Source organism: Brasilonema angustatum, from assembly GCF_059505445.1.
Window position 1 is genome coordinate 136,973 of the sequence record NZ_JCACKO010000138.1, and the last position, 19,536, is coordinate 156,508.

The window sequence follows — 19,536 nt, forward strand, 5'->3', positions numbered from 1 at the left end:
TGGCTTTTATGATTAATTTACGGACAACGAGGATGAATACCTCCTTGAGTACAAATGTAAGCTATTTGCTTGGGATCTAAATTTTTGACTTGACTGAAATCGACTCCCTCCACAACTGCAGATTGCACCCCTAACGCTGGAGTTTGCACAAATTGCTCTGTTTGGTTTTGTTTGCTCGGGGTAAGAATTGCTCCTTGAAAATCAGCTCCTGCCAGATTCGCCCCTCGTAAATCTGCAAGGCTCAAGTCAGCATTTCGCAAGTTGGCATTTTCCATATTCGCTGAGCGCAAAATTGCGTTAGCAAGACGAGTCGCGTTCAGGTTAGCATCTTTGAGATTGGCATGATCAAAATAAGCTCCTGTGAGGTCAGCTCCTTGCCAATCAGTTTTGATTAAGTTGGCAAATGACAACTGTGTTCCTACTGCAATCACACGACCTAGACGAGCAGCATATAGATCCGCGTCTTTGAGTTGTGCATTGCTCAAGTCGGCTCCAGTCAGACTCACATTTTCCAAAACGGCACCCTGCAAATCGGCTCCCTCTAGCTGGGCGCTACTGAGGTTAGCAGCAGTTAAGCGTGCGTTGGATAAGTTAGCTTTGTTGAGAATAGCGCGGCTCAAATCAGTCCGAATCATCAGCACACGGCTGAGGTTAGCTTCAGTAAGATTTGCTTGCCTCATCCGTGCTTGGCTTAAATCAGCAATCCAATCATCGTAGGTATCCCATCGACCATCCTCGCCTACTCCCCGGAAGCGACTCCCCTTAAAACTGCCAAAGGATAGGTTCGCGGATTTGAACTTAATTCCCCATAAATCTTTTTTATCTAATACCAAGTTGAAAGAGCTTTGCTCAGAGCCGTTTTGACCTAGGTAAACATTACTGAGATCCAAGCCATTAGTTTGACCGTTGTAGACAGCTAAAATTTTACCAATCGTATACTGGTTTGCTTGCAACTGCTTTTCTAACACTTCTGGTGGTAAAGCTTTGCTACCTTTTCCAGACTGTAACTCCCCTGTTAACAACTGATTCATGCGTTTTAAATTGGGGATAGCATTGGGTCCAACGGTTATCAAAGCTCGTTGAATCGTTTGAAGTAAAATAGGGTCAGTTTCCTTAGACAGCAAATCGACAAGATATTGGGTTGCTTGTGGGTCATTAAGAGTACCCATAGCTAGAATTGCTTTCTGGCGTTCGTTGTTTGTAGCAGTAGAGTTAGGATTTAAGTCTTTGATCAGTGCCAGAAACTGCTGACTATTGCTCTGTTCGGTAACTCGCTGATTTCGCAGTATTTGAACGTAAATTTGAGTACCAACTAAAATCACTAAAGCCGCACTCATGCAAAGGAATGCGACTCCTACCACTGTATAATTTGGATTTTGCGGTATTCCCTGCCGTTGCTTGGATTGCTGGCGAGGCTTTTCTTGTGTGATCACAATTGATGCGATCGCATCTTCCTCGTCTTTTTCGCTCTCAAATGACTGACTTCCCTGACCATCGCGTTGGGACTGCACTGTTAAAGGTTTGCTGTCATCATCTACAGTATAAGTGCCTGCAAGTGTGTTGTGCAGTGCGCGACGGTCTTGCTGCCAAGGCAAACCTTTGGCTTCTAACACAAGCATGATAACCGCCAAGCTGGCAAAACCCCCTAAACTGGGAAATAAAAAACTGTTACGCCAAAGAAAATAAGCGACGGACACAGGCAGACCCCAACGACCAAGTCCTTCTCGCACCAAAACGGCTTTGAAACCGGGTGGCTTACCTTCAGCGTTGACAACTTTAATTCCAAATCGATGTTTCGCCGGTGTGGCACCAGTTTTCGCTAGTAAATACAACTGAGCGCCTGAGACTGTCAGGGGTGCGAGCAAGGCTATTGTCCATAACAAGTTTGTGGGTGATGCTACGTTCCGAGTACCATAGCTGATAGGCAAAGCTAATGGAGAGGCGATCGCACGTTCTGTTTGTACTAACAAAGGGTTGAGTGGCACTCGATCCAAATCACTTCTAGAATTGGCATACGCACCTATCCCAAAGGGCACCAATCCACTGGCAACAACCAGTGTGATTTCAACTGCCCAAGCAGCAATGCGCCTAGTCGCTAAGGGCAATGAATTGGTTTTTCTCGGTTCTTTGCTTCGACTAGATTGATCACTTGTCCTCACACTTGGGGTTCCCATTGGATAATTCCCTTTAATTTTATTAATACGCCACTAGGCCTGTACGTTTAAAAATAAACTACTGCTGGTTAACAGAGTTATTGGATACTAAGAATTTGTATCCTACGTACGCCAATATTGCCAATAGTGCCAGACTGATCACAGCAGCGACGAGTTTAAGTACTGCTTGTAGTATGGCTAAGCCCAATAACAAACCGACACCAGAAACTACAAGCTTTTGCACTCCAGAGAGATTGTTGAAAAAGGTCACAAATCGCACCAAATTATAGTACAAGCTTGGGAAACCAGACTGAGAGGACTTTACTAATTTTTGTGACTGTGGAACTATCACTAGGTCGGTATTAATTTCTGCCTCTACCTTTTGGAGGCGACTTTTTAAGTCTTCTTCTGGAGGATTCATTTGTTTCTACTTTAGCTTAAACACTGAATGAACAACGAACCAGCCAAATCCCTTTGTTGGCGGTTGTCTTAGTGATTTTAGTTAATGTCTTTGTTCTAAGAACTGCTCTTGGTAGTCAAGAATCAAGTTTTTAGCGTCAGCTTTACCTATAAATTCTCATTTTTCTTAATATTTAATCATATAATTATTTTTCCCAAAATAAAACTTTATACAGTTCACTTAGAAACAAAGACAGATGGTTATCGTCACTTAATTTTAAAAGATTATGTATCAAATTTTTCGAGAGAAAAAGTCGGGAGCATAACAAGAAATATGAAGATGCCTGGGCGATTTCAAATTGTTCCCGCAGCATTAATGATCAGCTTAGTTTTCACCAATGCTCATTTGGCTGAGGCGCAAGTTGTGCAAATTACTTCTCCTTTACAGCCAGATCCGCTGATTGTGAAAGGTACGTCCGGCGGAGCAGTTCCAAGCAACTGTGGTAACATTACCACTAAACCTAATCAAGTGATACAGGTGAAAGAATCACTACCCTATCTGCGGTTAACAGTTGAAACTGGGGGACAACCAACTCTATTAATTCATGGTCCAGGAGGACACTTTTGTGTGTTGGCAGATAAGTACTCTGGGGGCAAGCCGGAAATTTCTGGTTATTGGCAGGCAGGAAATTACTCTTTATATGTAGGAGAGTTATCTAGAGGACAGTATAACTATACTCTATCAATTTCGCAACAAAAGATACTTAAAAAATAACCAAGAGTTCAGAATCGTAAGTAGCCTTCATAGGCATTTGGCCACGAGCGTCAATGAATATATTTCCCCTCAATCTCTCCCTCCTATTAACTTTTTCGTCGTAAGTCCCAAAGCTCTGCGGGGGAAGCTTCCCCCGCAAGACTTTGTCGCACTATAACGGTACTCCGTTTAGTGTCGGGATATAAGACGGGAGGCGAGGCGGTTTGGTTTTGTCTCCATCTTCTCTACAGAGAAACTTTTTGACACGAAGCCTCTTTGACTTCAAGCATTGGTGCAAGAGCAGTACGTTGTACTTCTTGGCTAATGCCATTTCCACGGAGAATAATTGAAGCGCGTGACTGAAGAAAATCTCGTACTGCCGGACAACCAAGGGATGGCATCAGCTCTGCCAATACAGGAAGAAATGCTACATTCAATTTGTCTAGAGATGGTCTCAAAGTTTGATTCAAGTCTGGAACGTTAGTAAAATTTTTCACTCCAAGCTTTTGCCAAGTTTGAAAATCAGCTTGCTGGATTTGCTTTCCGGCTTCTATCTGTCCTCGAAAAAAAACTGCAACTGTATCGGGTTGGAGATTATAATTTATTGCCTGCTGCTGTATTTTTGTTATTAGTTCTTGTTCTCGTTGACGGTCTTCAATAGGGCGTTTCTGATTCCATTTCCAGCGAGCAACATCATGAGCAATCATTAACCTCTGCTGCATGAGTTGAAGCAATTTATTAATTTGTACCTGTTGGTGTGCAGCTACATTATTTACAAAACTGAACTGTGGTTGTGGATTTTGAGAGAGCAAATGATATTTTAAGTACCCAGCAGCTAGTGCACTGCTGAAGAACAGTCCAAGGAAAATCAGAGTTGCTTGCAACTGGACACCCTTTCGGAAATGATTTGCTGTCATCGCTGGTACCAGAAATTGATGATGAACTACCCTGTTGTCCTATCCTGGGTTGAGAGCGGAGTTTCCGCAATCTCTTGCGAGGTGGACTGAAATTTTTGACCCGATAGTTGGAATTTAAACAAGCAAATGACTGTTAGCAAACTATTCGTAAATAGATGCCAACACTTTATCTGCTGCTGCCCGGAATGCAGTAGCGCCACCCGCGCTCATATCACGGGGCGCACAGGTACGATTCCTCACATAGGTGAGAGTGATGGCTCCTACAGCAGCCAGAATCGGATCAGTATTGTTTTTGCCACCTGTCTGTCCACTTAGCAAGGTGCGCCATTTCCATTATTATCGCTTATTATCGCTGCAAGCCATCACAGAAATTCATAGCAAAATCAAATCTTGTAATTTAGTAAACAAGTATGGAAAACTTCTGTCTGTTGAGGAATTGACGAGCAAGAATTTTGAGTTAAATTTTGTTAAGATTGGATTCAATATAATTACTTCTGCCTTATCTATCAATTGCCTACCTTGGAGACACCTCATGCTGCGACTTGAACATATCAGTAAAATTTATCCCACAGGCGAAGTTCTCAAGGATGTCAACTGGGAAGTCAAAGCTGGCGATCGCATTGGTTTAGTCGGTGTCAATGGTGCCGGAAAATCCACCCAACTCAAAATTATTACAGGGGAAACTGAACCCACGTCTGGCGAAATCATTCGTCCTGCCAGTTTACACATAGCTTACCTCAATCAAGAGTTTGAAGTCGAACCCACTCGCACTGTTAGAGAAGAATTTTGGACGGTTTTTAAAGAAGCTAATTCTGTGCAGGTGTCTCTAGCGCAGGTGATGCGAGAGATGGAAAGCGCAACTCCAGAGGAACTGGATAAACTGATTCATAAGTTAGATCGCTTACAACGGCAGTTTGAAGCATTAGATGGCTACATCTTGGACACACGAATTGGGAAGATTCTACCAGAGATGGGGTTTGGGCTAGAAGATGGCGATCGCCTTGTGAGTGCCTTTAGTGGCGGTTGGCAAATGCGAATGGGTTTAGGCAAAATTCTTTTGCAAGAACCTGACTTATTACTATTAGACGAGCCAACGAACCACTTAGATTTAGAAACGATTGAGTGGTTAGAAAATTATCTCAAGGGGCTGAATACCCCAATGGTCATAGTTTCTCATGACCGCGAGTTCCTTGACCGTTTGTGCACGCAAATTGTCGAAACAGAACGCGGTGTTTCCAACACCTACCTTGGCAATTATTCAGCATATTTGCAACAAAAAGCTGAAAGTCAAACAGCCCAAGTTGCTGCTTACGAACGCCAGCAAAAAGAATTAGATAAACAACAAGCTTTTGTTGATAGGTTCCGGGCTAGTGCTACCCGCAGTACTCAAGCGAAAAGCCGAGAAAAACAACTAGACAAAATTGAACGTATCGAAGCACCGACGGATAATTTAAGAACATTGCACTTTCGTTTTCCCGCTGCACCCCGTAGTGGACGTGAGGTGGTGAATATCAAAGATTTAACTCACGTCTATGATGATAAGATTTTGTTTTTGGGTGGAAATCTTTTCATCGAAAAGGGCGATCGCATTGCTTTTCTTGCTCCTAATGGTGCAGGCAAATCCACTTTGTTACGCCTGATTATGGGTGTTGAACAACCCACAGAAGGAACTGTGACATTGGGTGAACACAATGTTCTCCCTGGATACTTTGAACAAAACCAAGCTGAAGCTTTGGATTTGAAAAAAACTGTTATGGAAACTATCCATGACGAAGTTCCTGATTGGAAAAATGAAGAAGTTCGCACTCTTTTAGGAAGATTTCTCTTCAGCGGTGACACTGTGTTCAAAGCAGTGGCGGCATTAAGTGGAGGTGAAAAAGCACGTCTTGCCTTAGCAAAAATGCTGTTACAACCAGCCAATTTATTAATACTGGATGAGCCTACTAACCATTTAGACATTCCAGCAAAAGAAATGTTGGAAGAAGCCATTCAAAACTATGAAGGCACAGTACTTGTTGTTTCCCATGATCGTTATTTCATTTCCAAGGTAGCAAACAAAATTGTGGAAATCAGGGAAGGAGATTTCCGCGTCTATTTAGGAGATTACCACTATTACTTAGATAAAATAGCAGAGGAAAAAGAAGAAGCAAAATTAGCAGCAATTGCTGCCGAAAAAGCCGCCAAAAAAGCTGCTAAAGCAGCAAAAAGTGGCACAAAAAAGAAGTGAAAAACTGTAGGTGTAACTGTCCTAAGTCATTCATGAGAATCTTTGTTTGTGTCTGACATTTGTGTGCTTAGTGATCGCCTGCCGTTCGCTGCGCGTTTGCCCCAATGGTGCGGCGATAGCTTCGTGCGCAGCATAGCGGCAGATCACTTACATAGTCGCCCTCGTCGCACCGAAAGCCGTCATTAGCTTTGCGAGGATTGTCATGAAACGTAAAGCGACACCCTGCTTTAAGCGCCTCTATGTTCAACAAAAATCTCACAATTCAAATCGGATTACTGTAGATAGTCCTCATCCCGAATATCACAAGAAATTACCAAAGATAAACAAAGTTTAAGAATTGTCTAAAAGCCCACAGTTATGCAAAAAAAGTAGGTCATAAGCAGAAATTCACTTGCGGCTGCTAATAGCAATGGTATCATTCGGGTATTACAAAAAGTAAAGGGCAGTTTTACTATGACCAAGGCACCTATTGCTCCCGTGGTGCTAGTCATTTTAGACGGATGGGGCTACTGCGAGGAGAGTCATGGAAACGCCATTGCTGTAGCTAACACTCCGGTGATGGATAGCTTATGGGCGGCTTATCCCCACACCCTCATCCGAACATCAGGGAAAGCGGTGGGGTTACCAGAAGGTCAAATGGGCAACTCGGAAGTTGGTCATTTGAACATAGGCGCTGGTAGAATTGTCCCCCAAGAATTAGTACGGATCTCAGACGCAGTAGAGGACGGTTCTATTCTCAGAAATCCAGCACTTGTGAAGATTTGCCAGGAAGTTTATAGTCGAAATGGCAAGCTGCATCTGGTTGGGCTAACTTCTGAGGGTGGAGTGCATTCGCACATCACTCATCTATTCGGACTACTTGACTTAGCAAAGATTCAGGGAATATCCCAAGTTTGCATACACGCCATTACTGATGGGCGTGACACCACTCCCACTGAAGGAGTGAAAGCATTGGGGCTTCTTCAAGACTATATCGACCGTATAGGCGTCGGGCGCATAGTCACAGTTAGCGGTCGCTATTACGCGATGGATCGCGATCGCCGCTGGGATCGAGTTAAACGCGCTTACGACGTGATGACGCAGGATGGACCAGGAAATGGTCTAAAAGCTGTCGAAGTCCTACAAGCATCGTATGCAGAACGTTTGACGGACGAATTCGTGCTCCCAGTCAGAATAGCACCTGGAGCTATCGAACCAGGAGACGGAGTCATCTTTTTTAACTTCCGCCCCGACAGATCAAGACAACTGAGCCAAGCTCTTGTCAATCCAGAATTTAACGGTTTTGAAAGACAGCAAATCACCCCACTGTCTTTTGTTACCTTTACACAGTATGACCCAGAATTACGAGTTGGGGTTGCTTTTGAACCGCAAAATTTGAGTAATATTCTTGGGGAAGTCATTTCCAAGCATGATTTAAAGCAGCTTCGGACTGCAGAAACCGAAAAATACGCTCACGTCACTTACTTCTTCAATGGGGGTCTGGAAGAACCTTTTAAAGGAGAAGACCGACTATTGATAAGCTCTCCTATGGTGCCAACTTATGATAGTGCTCCTGCAATGTCAGCACAAGCAGTGACAGACGTGGCGATCGCAGCAATTGAAAAGGGCGTATACTCGCTTGTTGTCATCAACTATGCCAACCCAGACATGGTAGGACACACAGGTAACATCCAAGCGACTGTCAAAGCGGTTGAGACAGTTGACCAGTGTTTGGGTCGCCTACTCTCCGGTATTGGTAAAGTCGGGGGGACAGCAATTATAACTGCTGACCACGGCAACGCTGAGTATATGCTAGATAGCAACGGAAATCCCTGGACCGCGCACACGACTAACTTAGTTCCCCTGATTTTAGTCGAAGGTGAAAAAGCTAAAATCCCAGGACATGGTACAGATGTCGCCTTGCGGAGTGATGGTAAGCTATCCGACATTGCACCGACAATTTTGGATATTCTACAACTACCTCAACCAATAGAAATGACAGGGCGATCGCTACTGCAAAACGCCGAGTATGACGTGCAACTTTCTCGCACTCCTGTACAACTGGCGATGTGAAATAGTCAAAAATGATGAATTATGTAAACAAAGAAAATTCATAATTCATCATTTTTAATCTATAATAAAGAATTGGTCTATCTTAAAACTCGATAATCAACTATATTTTAGATACCATGACCATTGCTAACGTCGTAGAATTTATTTGGGCACTTTCCGCTGTTGGTCTCATTGTTTTGGTTTTGCTGCATAGTCCCAAAGGTGATGGCATAGGAGCTATTGGTGGACAAGCCCAGTTGTTCAGCAGCACTAAGAGCGCAGAAAATACATTAAACCGAGTGACTTGGGCACTCACAGCCATTTTTCTTGGTTTAACTGTAGTTTTAAGTGCTGGTTGGCTCCCTAAATAAGATGAAAATATGGGGAGACAAACCCAAAAACTCATATTAAGTACTCCCAAAAGTACTATTAAAACTACCATTACAAAAACTGTAGTCTTGCAGCGCTTGATTGTCTCACTAGCATTAGCTATTGGTACAGCGCTGCTTATTATTTTGACCAGCTTTCAATCCAGCGCCATCCCTGTTACCTCTGCCTCACCTCCCCTCAAGCCTCATCCACTACCACCAACACTGACGCAGTGGCAAGATAGCACTAACAGCGGTGACTACTTTTCTCAAGTTAGTCCAACCCAAGTAGGTTATCTGGTTTGGTCGCAGTTTCCCATTCGGGTTTATGTAGAACCAACCCAAGCAGTTAATAGTAAACAGGCAGAAGATTGGGTGAAAAACGTTTCACAAGCAGTTCAGGAGTGGAGTATTTATTTGCCTTTGGCGATCGTTGAACAACCCAAAGACGCAGACATTACTATTGTGCGAAAAACTCCACCATTGCAAACTTCTCCTGATAGTAAAATGCCGCGTGCGCGTTCTGCTCAAACGACTTATGAAATGTACGTTAGCAAAAATAATCTTTTATCTCACCGCTTCACGATTTTGTTGAGTCCTAGCCAAACAGGACAGTATCTCCTTGCAGCCACTCGCCACGAATTTGGTCATGCATTAGGAATATGGGGACATAGTCCGCTGCCAAGCGATGCTTTATACTTTTCTCAGGTTCGCAACTCGCCGCCGATTTCTGCTAGAGATGTGAATACTTTAAAGCGGGTTTATGAACAGCCAACGAGTTTAGGATGGTCTGTAGGAAACAACTCTTGACTACAATAGGAGCTGACTTGAAAAAGGGGTGTAAGGGTGTAAGGGTGTAAGGGTACAACCTCTCCTATAGTGTGGGGCGAGGGCGCGAAGAAGCTAAATTTTGTGTCGAAATACAGATCAAAACACAAGAAATAAGATTTAATATTTTTGTGAGCGATTCCCCTAAATTTATGCTAACTGCATTCATCCTTATCACTTTAGGCACGTTGACTCAAGTTGTTGTACTCGCAACCTCCGGAAACAGGCTTCCTCGATTCAACAAAACCTGTTCGACTTGCGGGTATCAAATTCCGCCCTTGGAACGTCCGCCAGCATTCCATGACTGTCCAGAGTGTGAACGATTGTTCAGTCTTAGTGACTCACTGCCCCGCTTGTAGGTTTGACCTTCTTGAAGAACAGCACCAACAACGCACTGGCGAATAGGGCACAGCCCATAAAGAAAAAACAGTCATTGAATGCCATGACATTAGCTTCGCGGCGAACTAAGCGATCTATCATCGCGATCGCCTGATTTTGTGCCAGTACGGGATCACCAGTGGATGAACTGAAGAACTGAGTAAGCTGATCGATGCGATCGCGTGTGAGAGGATTTTCCAGCGAAACCGATTCGACCAGGCGATTGGAATGAAATTTTTCGCGCATTGATTGCAAGGTAGCTAAGGTTGCGATTCCAATCGATCCACCTAAATTGCGCATCATATTAAACAAGGCAGAAGCAGAACCAACTTGTTTCGGGTTAATACCTGCTGTGGCGACGCTAGACAAAGGAGTCATAATTAACGGCTGACCGCAAGCACGGACGACCTGTGACCAGATAAGCTGTTCAAGACCAGTCTGTGCCGTCATCGTCGAGTTCATGAAGCAACTGACCCCAAACAAACTCAATCCTATAGTAATCAGTAGCCGCAAATCAAATCGCTGCATGAGTTTGGGTACAAAAGGGATGATGAACAACTGGGGAATTCCTGACCACATAATGGTTTCACCAATTTTCATGGCGTTATAGCCCTGAATCTGTGCCAGGAAAAGAGGCAATATAAAAACTGAACCGTAGAGTCCCAAACCCGTTGCCGTATTTACAGCCATTGACAAACCGAAATTACGCTGTGCGATTAATCGTAAATTGAGCAACGGTTGCTTGCGGGTGAACTGAATCCAAATGAAAATAGGTAAGAAGATTCCTGCTAGTACCGCTGCACGCACAATCTCAACAGAACCAAACCAGTCTTTTCGGTTTCCTTCTTCTAGAAAAAACACAAACGATGCCAAACCGATCGCCATTGTTGCAATACCCCACCAATCCCCTTGTTTGAATAGCTGCAACTGCATCGGTTTGGGGGCGATAGCATAAGCAACTCCTGCTATCAACAAAATTCCTGGAAGAATGTTTAGATAAAAGATGTATTGCCAACTAAAATTGTCAGTTAGCCAACCGCCAACAGTCGGACCAACCGAAGGTGCAAAGGTGGCTGTGATTGCAAACAGTGCTAAGCCGATGGGCTGTTTCGCTGGTGGTAAGGTGCTAAGAATGACCGTAAAAGCGATTGGAATCAGAATTCCGCCTGTAAATCCCTGCCCTGCGCGAAACAAAATCATCATTCCTAAATTGGAGGCAAAGGCACAAGCTACGGAAAAAAACAGAAACAGTGTGGCGTTAACCAACAAATAGCGTCGGACGGAGAATACCTGAGATAACCATCCTGTTAAGGGAATCACCACAATTTCCGCCACCAGATAACCTGTCGAGATCCAAGAGCCTTCATCAATAGTGGCACCCAATGCCCCTGTAATATCATTAAGGGAGGCATTGGTAATTTGAATATCCAGTACTGCCATAAAGGCACCCAGCAGGGTTGCCATGACACCGATCCAGTCTTTGAGGGATACTTGGTCGGATTGGGAACCAGACGCAGGGACAGCAGCTCGTCCTTGTTGATTATTGATGCTTGTGCGGCTCACGAACTTCCCTTTAACGAATTTTAACTGTTACAACCACAGACATTCCTGGAGTAATGCGTGACTCATAACCCCGAATATTTTGAGGATCAAACACTATTTTCACCGGCACTCGTTGTACAATCTTGGTAAAATTACCAGTTGCATTATCTGGTGGTAACAAAGCAAATTTAGCTCCGGAAGCAGGAGCCAGACTATTCACCCTACCCAGAAAAGCTCGACCGGGGAAGGCATCAACTTTGATTTCTACTGGTTGCCCTGGATGCATATTTCCTAACTGAGTCTCTTTGAAATTAGCTACAATCCAAGGACGCTGTTCGACAATATACATTAATGTTTGCCCAGGTTGTACGCGCTGCCCTACCTGCACATTCTTATTTCCCACTTGTCCATCTGTGGGAGCGGTAAGGTTTGTGTAGGATAATTGGAGTTCCGCATTCTTTACTTGTGCTTGGGCTTGGGCGATCGCTGAGAGTGCTGCCTTGTATTGCCGCTTATTCACCTCTGTTTGTTCACTGCTGGCATTAGCTTGTTGCAGATTACCTTTAGTCGAAGCTAACTTTGCCTGAGAATTCGTCAAATTTTGCTGTGCTTGGGCAACTCTTGCTTGCGCCTGCTTTACTTGTTCAGAAGCTGTATTTCGTTGTGCCACTAAACCATTATAATTTGCGGTGGCAGTATCTAACTGTTGCTTGGGTGTCGCTCCAGATTGATACAGACTGGCATAGCGCTTGTAATCCAGCTCAGCTTTGATTACATTTGCTTCAACCTGTTGTAGTTGTGCTTGAGCCGCCGGAACACCTGCTTGAGCTTCTTTTAAAGCTGCTTGCGAAGTGGAAATAGTGGCAGCGGCAGCATCAATATTTCCTTGAGCTTGGGTAGTTAAACCTTGGGCATTGGTTTTAGTTATACCAATATTTGCTTGTGCGACACTTGCTTGATCACGAGCCGCTTGTAGAGATGCTATTGTCTGCTGTAAGCTGACGTCATAGTCTTTGGGGTCGAGCTTCACAAGCAATGTACCCCTTTTAACAATTTGATTATCATCAACTAAAACCTGAGTGACTGTACCAGAGACACGAGCATTAACCGGGTGGATATCACCTGTGACATAGGCATCGTCGGTTTCCTGATGAGTGTGTGCGAAGCGCCACCAACGATAGCCAAAGATGCCAGATGCGATCGCTCCTACAACCAGCAAACTTATCAAGATAAGCCTATTGCGACGCTTGCGTTTCGGATTCCCTGAAGGACGCTGTGTCTCTGGTGGCTTGACACTTGGCGTTTCTCGCTCCAAAACTGAGATTTGATGTCCATCTCGGTTTGGATCTAATTCTTGAGGATTGCCTGAGGAATTAGAGCTTTCCATACCTAACCTCTGGTGCAGAATTTGTGAGTCGTTGACATTTGGTAGGCATACTCAGTAAAAAACAGCCACCACAGATAGATTATTTGTTTAGGGTTCTGGTGAAAATCATCCTTTGGATATAGTCCACATGAGCAAGAACCGCACTTTTACCTATCGTTTCTATGGAAAGCAATAGATACACAATGGTTTTCGGTTGTCACACTTGTCAATACCCCCTGACCTGAATCGTTACGATAATTTAAGAATAAGGAACTTGTCACGCATTCTAATTGTCTAGTTATTCATCCGACACTATATGTCTAACAATATGCTTTCAAATAACAGGTCAGGTGTGGGGCTATACTCGAAGAAACTAACTAAATCCTTGCCTAAGATAGATGTTTTATTTCCTCTTAAAGAGGTATATCAAAATATATAAAGAATGTTTTGCAGTGATTCTCCTTTTCTAACATGAAAAGTTTATTGCAGCATCCTTTAGCGCATTTTTAACTCATCAACGCCTACGTATTTCAAAACATTTTGAATTTTCTATGAGTTGTTTTATTGAGGTCTAAGTTTCAACGATAACTTGTTCAGTAGTTGATTCAAGTGCAATCTATCAACTGAATCTCATGACTTCTCAGGATTTTTCGGTAGGCGAGATAAGTGTCATCTTTTTTGTGAGGAGTGAAAAAAGTTATGTATATCTCAAAGCGTTTGTCAACAGTCAGCACTGCATTGATAACGTTAGGAATAATTACTGCTACAGCTAGTCCTACATTAGTTTCTGCTCAAACACCTCAAGAAATAACTCCATCGACGACTCCATCGACAACTCCATCGACGACTCCATCGACAACTCCATCAACAACTCCATCAACGAGTAACTTTCCAGATGTTGCGGCAGATTACTGGGCACAACCATTTATCCAAGCTTTAGCCGCAAAAAACGTAATTAGTGGTTTTCCTGATGGCACTTATAGACCGGATCAACCTGTAACTCGTGCTGAATTTGCAGCAATGATTCAAAAAGCTTTCAGCAAAAACTCAGTTCGGCAGCTACCTGCTGGTGGGTTTCAAGATGTTCCTTCTACCTATTGGGGGGCTTCTGCTATTACTCAAGCCTACGAAACCGGATTTCTAGCAGGGTATCCAGGGAACTTGTTTAGACCAAATCAGCAAATTCCTAAGGTGCAGGCGATCGTTGCTTTAACAAGTGGTTTAGGTTTGACTGCTAGTGGTGATGCAACCAATAGTCTTGGTACTTATTACACAGATGCTAGTTCTATCCCAAACTATGCTGTGAATAATGTGGCAACTGCAACACAAGATAATCTTGTGGTTAACTATCCAAATGTGAGTACCCTCAATCCACTTGCACCTCTAACTCGTGCAGAAGCTGCAGCACATTTATATCAAGCTTTGGTTAAACTGGGACAGGTGCCACCTCTTGCGAACAATGTCGCAGCTGCTAGTTATATTGTAGGTAGAACCACTGCGAGCGCTCCAACAACTAGCACAGACATTGTATCTGTTGCTGCTTCTAGTAATTCTTTTACAATTTTGACTTCTTTATTGAAGACAGCAGGTCTGACTGATGCTCTACAACAACCAGGCCCTTACACTGTTTTCGCTCCTACCGATGAGGCATTTTCTGCTTTGCCTAAACAAACCTTAGAGCAGTTGCAGCAGCCAGAAAACAGAGAAGCACTGATTAAAATTTTAAGATACCACGTGGTGCCTGGTAGCCTTAGTGCTGATCAACTTAGAGCTGGTAAGATCACAACCGCTGAAGGCTTACCCCTAAAGGTTAAAGTCGAAGGTGGTAATCAAATTGCAGTCAACAATGCCAGCGTGACTCAGCCGAACATCCAAGCAAGCAATGGTGTTATTTATGGAATTAACAAAGTCCTCATACCGTCTGATGTAAGTCTCAATACAGGGAATGGCGGAGGTAGTGGAGATGGTATTACGCCAGGTAGAGCCACTCGTGGTGTCTCTAGCTATATCGGAGTTGGTGGTAATATTGGCTTAGGCGGTGATTCAGCTCTTGCTGAAGGGAACTTTGCAGTTTTCAGTAAAATTGGGCTAACACGAAACTTCTCGGTGCGACCTTCAGCTGTGATTGGAGATGATCCGATCATTCTTGTTCCCATTACCTTCGACTTGTCTCAACGAGGAACAGGAAAAGGGTTTAACATCGCCCCTTACGTAGGTGCTGGCGTCGCGATTGAAACTAGTGATGATGCTGATGTTGGTTTCCTTCTTTCTGGCGGTGTTGATGTGCCATTAACTCGTAGATTTACATTAACAGGTTCTGTGAATGCAGCTTTTCTAAATGAGACTGATGTCGGTCTGATGCTAGGAGTTGGCTACAATTTCTAAGTAACGAAATCTCACCCTGCCCTGTCGGGCATCCCTCTTCTTAATTAAGGAGAGGGACATTTTTTTGTAGGTAAAAGCGAGGATGAGGTGGTAAGTAGCTCAAGCTAATTAAACGTGAAATGTCATTGCGAGTGGAACGCAGTGGAACGAAGCAATCGCAAGAATCGTATCTTATGTTTTTTTATGTTGACCTACTTAATATGGTTCGGTTAAAATCCCCCCGCCTGCGGCGACCCCCTTAAAAAGGGGGTAAAAGAGGGTTAGAAGCCCCCCTTTTTAAGGGGAGCCAGTGCGTTGCGGGGGTTCCCCCCGTTGTAGTACCTGGCGTGGGTTGGGGGGATCTCCTTTGACTGAGATCTTGCATCAGGGTCAAAAACCGGGTTTTTTAAGCTTGGTTAGGATCCCCCCGCCTGCGGCGACCCCCTTAAAAAGGGGGTAAAAGAGGGTTAAAAGCCCCCCTTTTTAAGGGGAGCCAGTGCGTTGCGGGGGTTCCCCCCGTTGTAGTACCTGGCGTGGGTTGGGGGGATCTCCTTTGAGATAACCGAACATTACCGAACCGTATTAAGTCAGGGGGTATGACAAAAACACTTTGTCACAAAATCTTACAAACAAATCCTCTTTGCCTACAAACCTAATATTAGTACTACTGAGCCACAATTTTTCTTATTTTAAAGTATTCTTCCCAACCCCATATTAAAGACTTGTTTTATGCTGAGCAGAAAACCGGTGCGTCACCCATTCTTGTTCTTCACCTTACCTCTTGCAACCGTATTCAGCTTGACCTACTTTAGCGTAGCTAGAGCACAAATCACTCCTGATAACAGTCTCGGTGCAGAAAGTTCTGTTGTTGCTCCCAATGTTGAGATTAAAGGCATCCCTAGCGACAGGATTGACGGGGGCGCAACTCGCGGGACGAACTTGTTTCATAGTTTTCAGGAATTTAATATAAACGCTGGTAGAGGAGCTTATTTTTCTAATCCGGCTGGGATTGCAAACATACTCACCAGAGTGACTGGGGGGAATGTCTCGAATATTCAAGGTGTTTTGGGTGTGTTGGGCAATGCGAACTTGTTTTTGATTAATCCGAATGGAATAATCTTTGGACCAAATGCTCGGTTGGATGTGGGTGGTTCATTTTTGGGAAGTACGGCAAATAGTTTGATATTTAAGAATAATTTTGAGTTTAGTGCGACGAATCCGCAAGCACCGCCATTGTTAACTATAAATGTTCCGATTGGCTTGAGGTTTCGGGATAATCCGGGAAATATCACCAATCAGTCTAGAGCTCTTGATACTAGTACTAATATTTTTGGTCTTGCTGTTAAACAAGGAAATTCTTTAACACTGGTAGGTGGTGATGTCAGCTTAGATGGTGGAATACTGTTTGCACCAGGAGGACGAGTTGAGTTAGGAGGATTATCTGCTCCTGGAACGGTAGGACTTAATGCTGATGGTAGCTTGAGTTTTCCTGTGGGAGTCCAAAGAGGTGATGTGTCCCTGACGAATGGTGCAGAAGTTGGTGTTAACTCAGGTGGGGGCGGTAGTATTGCAGTCAACGCCCGCAATTTAAATATTTCCGGAGGAAGTGGGTTATATGCGGGAATAGGGCAAGGCTTGGGGACAGTTGGTAGTCAAGCGGGAGATATTACGCTGGATGCCACAGGAGATATAAAAGTTGCAGGCAGCTATGTATTCAATTATGTGGCATCCCAAGCAGTGGGCAATAGTGGCAACATCAATATAACAACTGGCTCCTTGTCTTTAACTGATGGTGCTCGACTGATTGGCAGCACCTTGGGACAAGGAAATGCAGGTAATGTGTCAGTGCGAGCATCCGGTGCAGTTGATTTGGCAGGCAGTAACACTACCATCTTCAGCACTGTGGAAGCAGGAGGTGTAGGCAATGGTGGCAATATCGACATTAAGGCAGCAGCCTTCTCACTTAAAGATGGCGCTCAACTGCTAACCCTAGTTCGTCAAGCATCTGACACTCAGCCAGCCGGAAGGGGGGATGCAGGCAATGTTATAGTTGATGTTACAGGACCTGTAACTATTGCTGGGGTAGGGATAAAAAGCGGAAATCCCGGTGCGATTTTCAGCTATGTGGGCACGCGGGCGACGGGTAATGGGGGAAATATTACGATTTCCTCTGGCTCTTTCTCTTTAAGCGATGGCGCTCAACTGATTGCCAGCACATTTGGGCAAGGAAATGCAGGGAGCGTGTCGGTGCGAGCGTTGGGTTTTGTTGAGCTTGCAGATAGTAACACTGGCTTTATAAGCGCAGTGGAAGCAACAGGTGTGGGCAAAGGTGGCAATATCGATATAAAAGCAGCAACACTATCCCTCAAAGATGGTGCTCGACTTGATACCAGCACTCGTGGAGTAGGGGATGCAGGCAATGTCACAATTTTCTCCTCCCGAAATGTCTTATTTGAAGGTGTTGGTAGCAATGGTTCACCCAGTGGTGTATTTAGTACAGTACAGCCAACAGCAAAGGGGAATGGCGGTAGTATAACGCTACAGACAGGAACGCTTTCAGTTACTAATGGTGCTGCAATAATTGCTAGTACCTTGGGACAAGGAAATGCAGGCAATGTCAATATTACAGCCAGCGATACAATTTCTTTTAATGGAATTGGTAGCGATGGTTCTCCTAGCGGCATATCCAGCTCAGTTGGTTCTGGGGTAGTTGGTGGAGGTGGTGGTATCAAGATTGAACAGCAAGAGCGCTCTAATAATCCGCAAGAACGCTTCACTGAGCCGCAAATTCTTCGCTTCAGTATAACCATTGAGCCGTTTGGTAATGCTTCTTTTCCTGATGCCACTGGTAACAGTGGGAACATAAGTATCACAACAAGATCGCTTTCAGTTACCAATGGTGCAAGACTAACAACTAGCACTTTTGGGGGGGGGAAATGCAGGTAATATAAGAATTCTAGCCAGCGATAAAATCTCGTTTGATGGAGTTAGTAGCCGTGATGGTTCTCCTAGTGGTGCATTTAGTGCAGTGGATTCTAACTTTTTCGGGAAAGGAGGCGATTTAGATATTACAACAGGGTTGCTTTCAGTCACCAATGGTGCTCAGTTAGTAACAAGTACTCTGAAAAAAGGCAACGCAGGCAATATTACACTAAATGCCCGCGATGCGGTTTTTGACGGAGTTAATAGTAAAGGCTCTCCCAGTGGCGCGTTTGCTACAGTAGATGCCAATGCAGAAGGAAAAGGTGGCGACATCACCATAAAAGCAGAATCAGTTTCAGTCACCCAAGGTGCTCAACTAGCTGCTAACAGTCGTGGGCGAGGAGATGCAGGTAGTATCTCAATCACTACTGATACTGCTTTATTTCAAGGATTTGGCAGCAATGGTTTGCCTAGTCGTGCATCCAGTGCTGTGGAGACTGGAGCAGTCGGTAATGGAGGAAATTTGAGAATTGTTGCTGGACGCTTCAATGTTCTTAATCGGGCAGAAGGAACTGTAAGCAATCAGGGAAGCGGTAATGCAGGTCAGCTAAAAGTCATAGCCAATTCTATCAATCTTGATAATCAAGGGAAACTCACTGCTAACTCTGCAAACGGTTTCGGAGGAGACATCATACTGCAAGCACGAGATTTACTGCTATTACGCCGTAATAGTCTGATATCCGCCATTAGTGGAGGACAGGACGGCAATATTAACATCAACACTCAATTTTTAGTCGCCTTTTCTCAAGAAAATAGTGATATCACTGCTACTGGCTTTGGGCGTACTGCGGGGAGTAATGTTGTAGTTAATATATCAAAACCAGGAGGAATCTTTGGTATTCAGTATCAGCCACAGCTTACCCCAAATAGTGATATTGTTGCTACTGGAAATATTATAATTAACAATTTCGATCTTGACCCCACCCAAGGGTTATTTGAATTGACACAAACAACCCCCGACCCGGCACAGCAGATTGCTTTAAATCCCTGTGTCAAGGGTTTTGGTAGCACTTTCACCATCACCGGACGCGGCGGACTACCAACTGATCCTAATAAAATCCTCAGTAGTGACAATGTGCGTGTTGATTTAATTCAGCCTGTCCCCAGTTCAGTAAGTTCAACAAGTACAACACAAAAGCACGCATCTCAAAAGCCACCTGTTAAACAGATAGTACCAGCACAGGGTTGGATATATAACGAAAAAGGTGAGGTGGTGCTGGTCGCTTA

At 44.2% G+C, this 19,536-nt stretch carries 13 protein-coding genes and 1 pseudogene; 8 read left to right on the plus strand and 6 right to left on the minus strand.

Annotation, left to right across the window (positions count from 1 at the left end; all coding sequences use genetic code 11):
• Nucleotides 1-17: 17 nt before the first annotated feature.
• Nucleotides 18-2,174 carry a pentapeptide repeat-containing protein gene (locus tag AC5JM2_RS26815; protein WP_495837862.1) on the minus strand — a complete coding sequence of 719 codons (2,157 nt, stop codon included), beginning with the start codon at nt 2,172-2,174 and terminating at the stop codon, nt 18-20.
• 58 nt (nt 2,175-2,232) lie between these two features.
• Nucleotides 2,233-2,574 carry a hypothetical protein gene (locus tag AC5JM2_RS26820; protein ID WP_495837863.1) on the minus strand — a complete coding sequence of 114 codons (342 nt, stop codon included), beginning with the start codon at nt 2,572-2,574 and terminating at the stop codon, nt 2,233-2,235.
• 312 nt (nt 2,575-2,886) lie between these two features.
• On the opposite strand from AC5JM2_RS26820, the gene AC5JM2_RS26825 reads away from it, so the two are divergent.
• A complete protein-coding gene (locus AC5JM2_RS26825) occupies nt 2,887-3,327 on the plus strand; it encodes a hypothetical protein (protein ID WP_495837864.1) in 441 nt (146 codons plus the stop codon).
• A gap of 224 nt (nt 3,328-3,551) precedes the next feature.
• Here the strand turns inward: AC5JM2_RS26825 and aroQ are convergent, their stop codons facing one another.
• Entirely contained in the window at nt 3,552-4,223 is a 672-nt protein-coding gene (aroQ, locus tag AC5JM2_RS26830; RefSeq protein ID WP_495837865.1) for a gamma subclass chorismate mutase AroQ, read from the minus strand.
• 141 nt (nt 4,224-4,364) lie between these two features.
• On the minus strand, nt 4,365-4,541 hold the full coding sequence (locus tag AC5JM2_RS26835; RefSeq protein ID WP_495837866.1) for a hypothetical protein: 177 nt from the start codon (nt 4,539-4,541) through the stop codon (nt 4,365-4,367).
• A 214-nt stretch (nt 4,542-4,755) separates the two neighbouring features.
• Between AC5JM2_RS26835 and AC5JM2_RS26840 the strand changes: the two genes are divergently transcribed.
• The 4 genes from AC5JM2_RS26840 to AC5JM2_RS26855 all read left to right on the plus strand — a co-directional run bounded on the left by AC5JM2_RS26840 (nt 4,756) and on the right by AC5JM2_RS26855 (nt 9,659).
• Nucleotides 4,756-6,450, plus strand: coding sequence for an ABC-F family ATP-binding cassette domain-containing protein (locus tag AC5JM2_RS26840; RefSeq protein ID WP_495837867.1), 1,695 nt, complete (start codon nt 4,756-4,758; stop codon nt 6,448-6,450).
• A gap of 453 nt (nt 6,451-6,903) precedes the next feature.
• Nucleotides 6,904-8,502 (plus strand): 2,3-bisphosphoglycerate-independent phosphoglycerate mutase, encoded by a 1,599-nt coding sequence (gene gpmI, locus AC5JM2_RS26845; RefSeq protein ID WP_495837868.1) that lies wholly within the window; start codon nt 6,904-6,906, stop codon nt 8,500-8,502.
• A 116-nt stretch (nt 8,503-8,618) separates the two neighbouring features.
• Entirely contained in the window at nt 8,619-8,852 is a 234-nt protein-coding gene (secG, locus tag AC5JM2_RS26850) for a preprotein translocase subunit SecG (protein WP_495837869.1), read from the plus strand.
• Between the two features lie 9 nt (nt 8,853-8,861).
• Entirely contained in the window at nt 8,862-9,659 is a 798-nt protein-coding gene (locus AC5JM2_RS26855; protein WP_495837870.1) for a peptidase, read from the plus strand.
• A gap of 351 nt (nt 9,660-10,010) precedes the next feature.
• Here the strand turns inward: AC5JM2_RS26855 and AC5JM2_RS26860 are convergent, their stop codons facing one another.
• Together AC5JM2_RS26860 and AC5JM2_RS26865 are read right to left on the minus strand one after the other, a co-directional pair.
• Entirely contained in the window at nt 10,011-11,618 is a 1,608-nt protein-coding gene (locus AC5JM2_RS26860) for an MDR family MFS transporter (protein ID WP_495837871.1), read from the minus strand.
• Nucleotides 11,619-11,628: 10 nt separating this feature from the next.
• Entirely contained in the window at nt 11,629-12,984 is a 1,356-nt protein-coding gene (locus AC5JM2_RS26865) for an HlyD family secretion protein (protein ID WP_495837872.1), read from the minus strand.
• 678 nt (nt 12,985-13,662) lie between these two features.
• On the opposite strand from AC5JM2_RS26865, the gene AC5JM2_RS26870 reads away from it, so the two are divergent.
• From AC5JM2_RS26870 to AC5JM2_RS26880, 3 genes and pseudogenes are all read left to right on the plus strand, one after another.
• Nucleotides 13,663-15,348 carry a fasciclin domain-containing protein gene (locus AC5JM2_RS26870; protein ID WP_495837873.1) on the plus strand — a complete coding sequence of 562 codons (1,686 nt, stop codon included), beginning with the start codon at nt 13,663-13,665 and terminating at the stop codon, nt 15,346-15,348.
• A gap of 708 nt (nt 15,349-16,056) precedes the next feature.
• A complete protein-coding gene (locus tag AC5JM2_RS26875) occupies nt 16,057-18,273 on the plus strand; it encodes a two-partner secretion domain-containing protein (protein ID WP_495837874.1) in 2,217 nt (738 codons plus the stop codon).
• A pseudogene (locus tag AC5JM2_RS26880) lies at nt 18,251-19,536 on the plus strand (S-layer family protein); the annotation flags it as partial. The gene AC5JM2_RS26875 and the pseudogene AC5JM2_RS26880, both read left to right, overlap by 23 nt.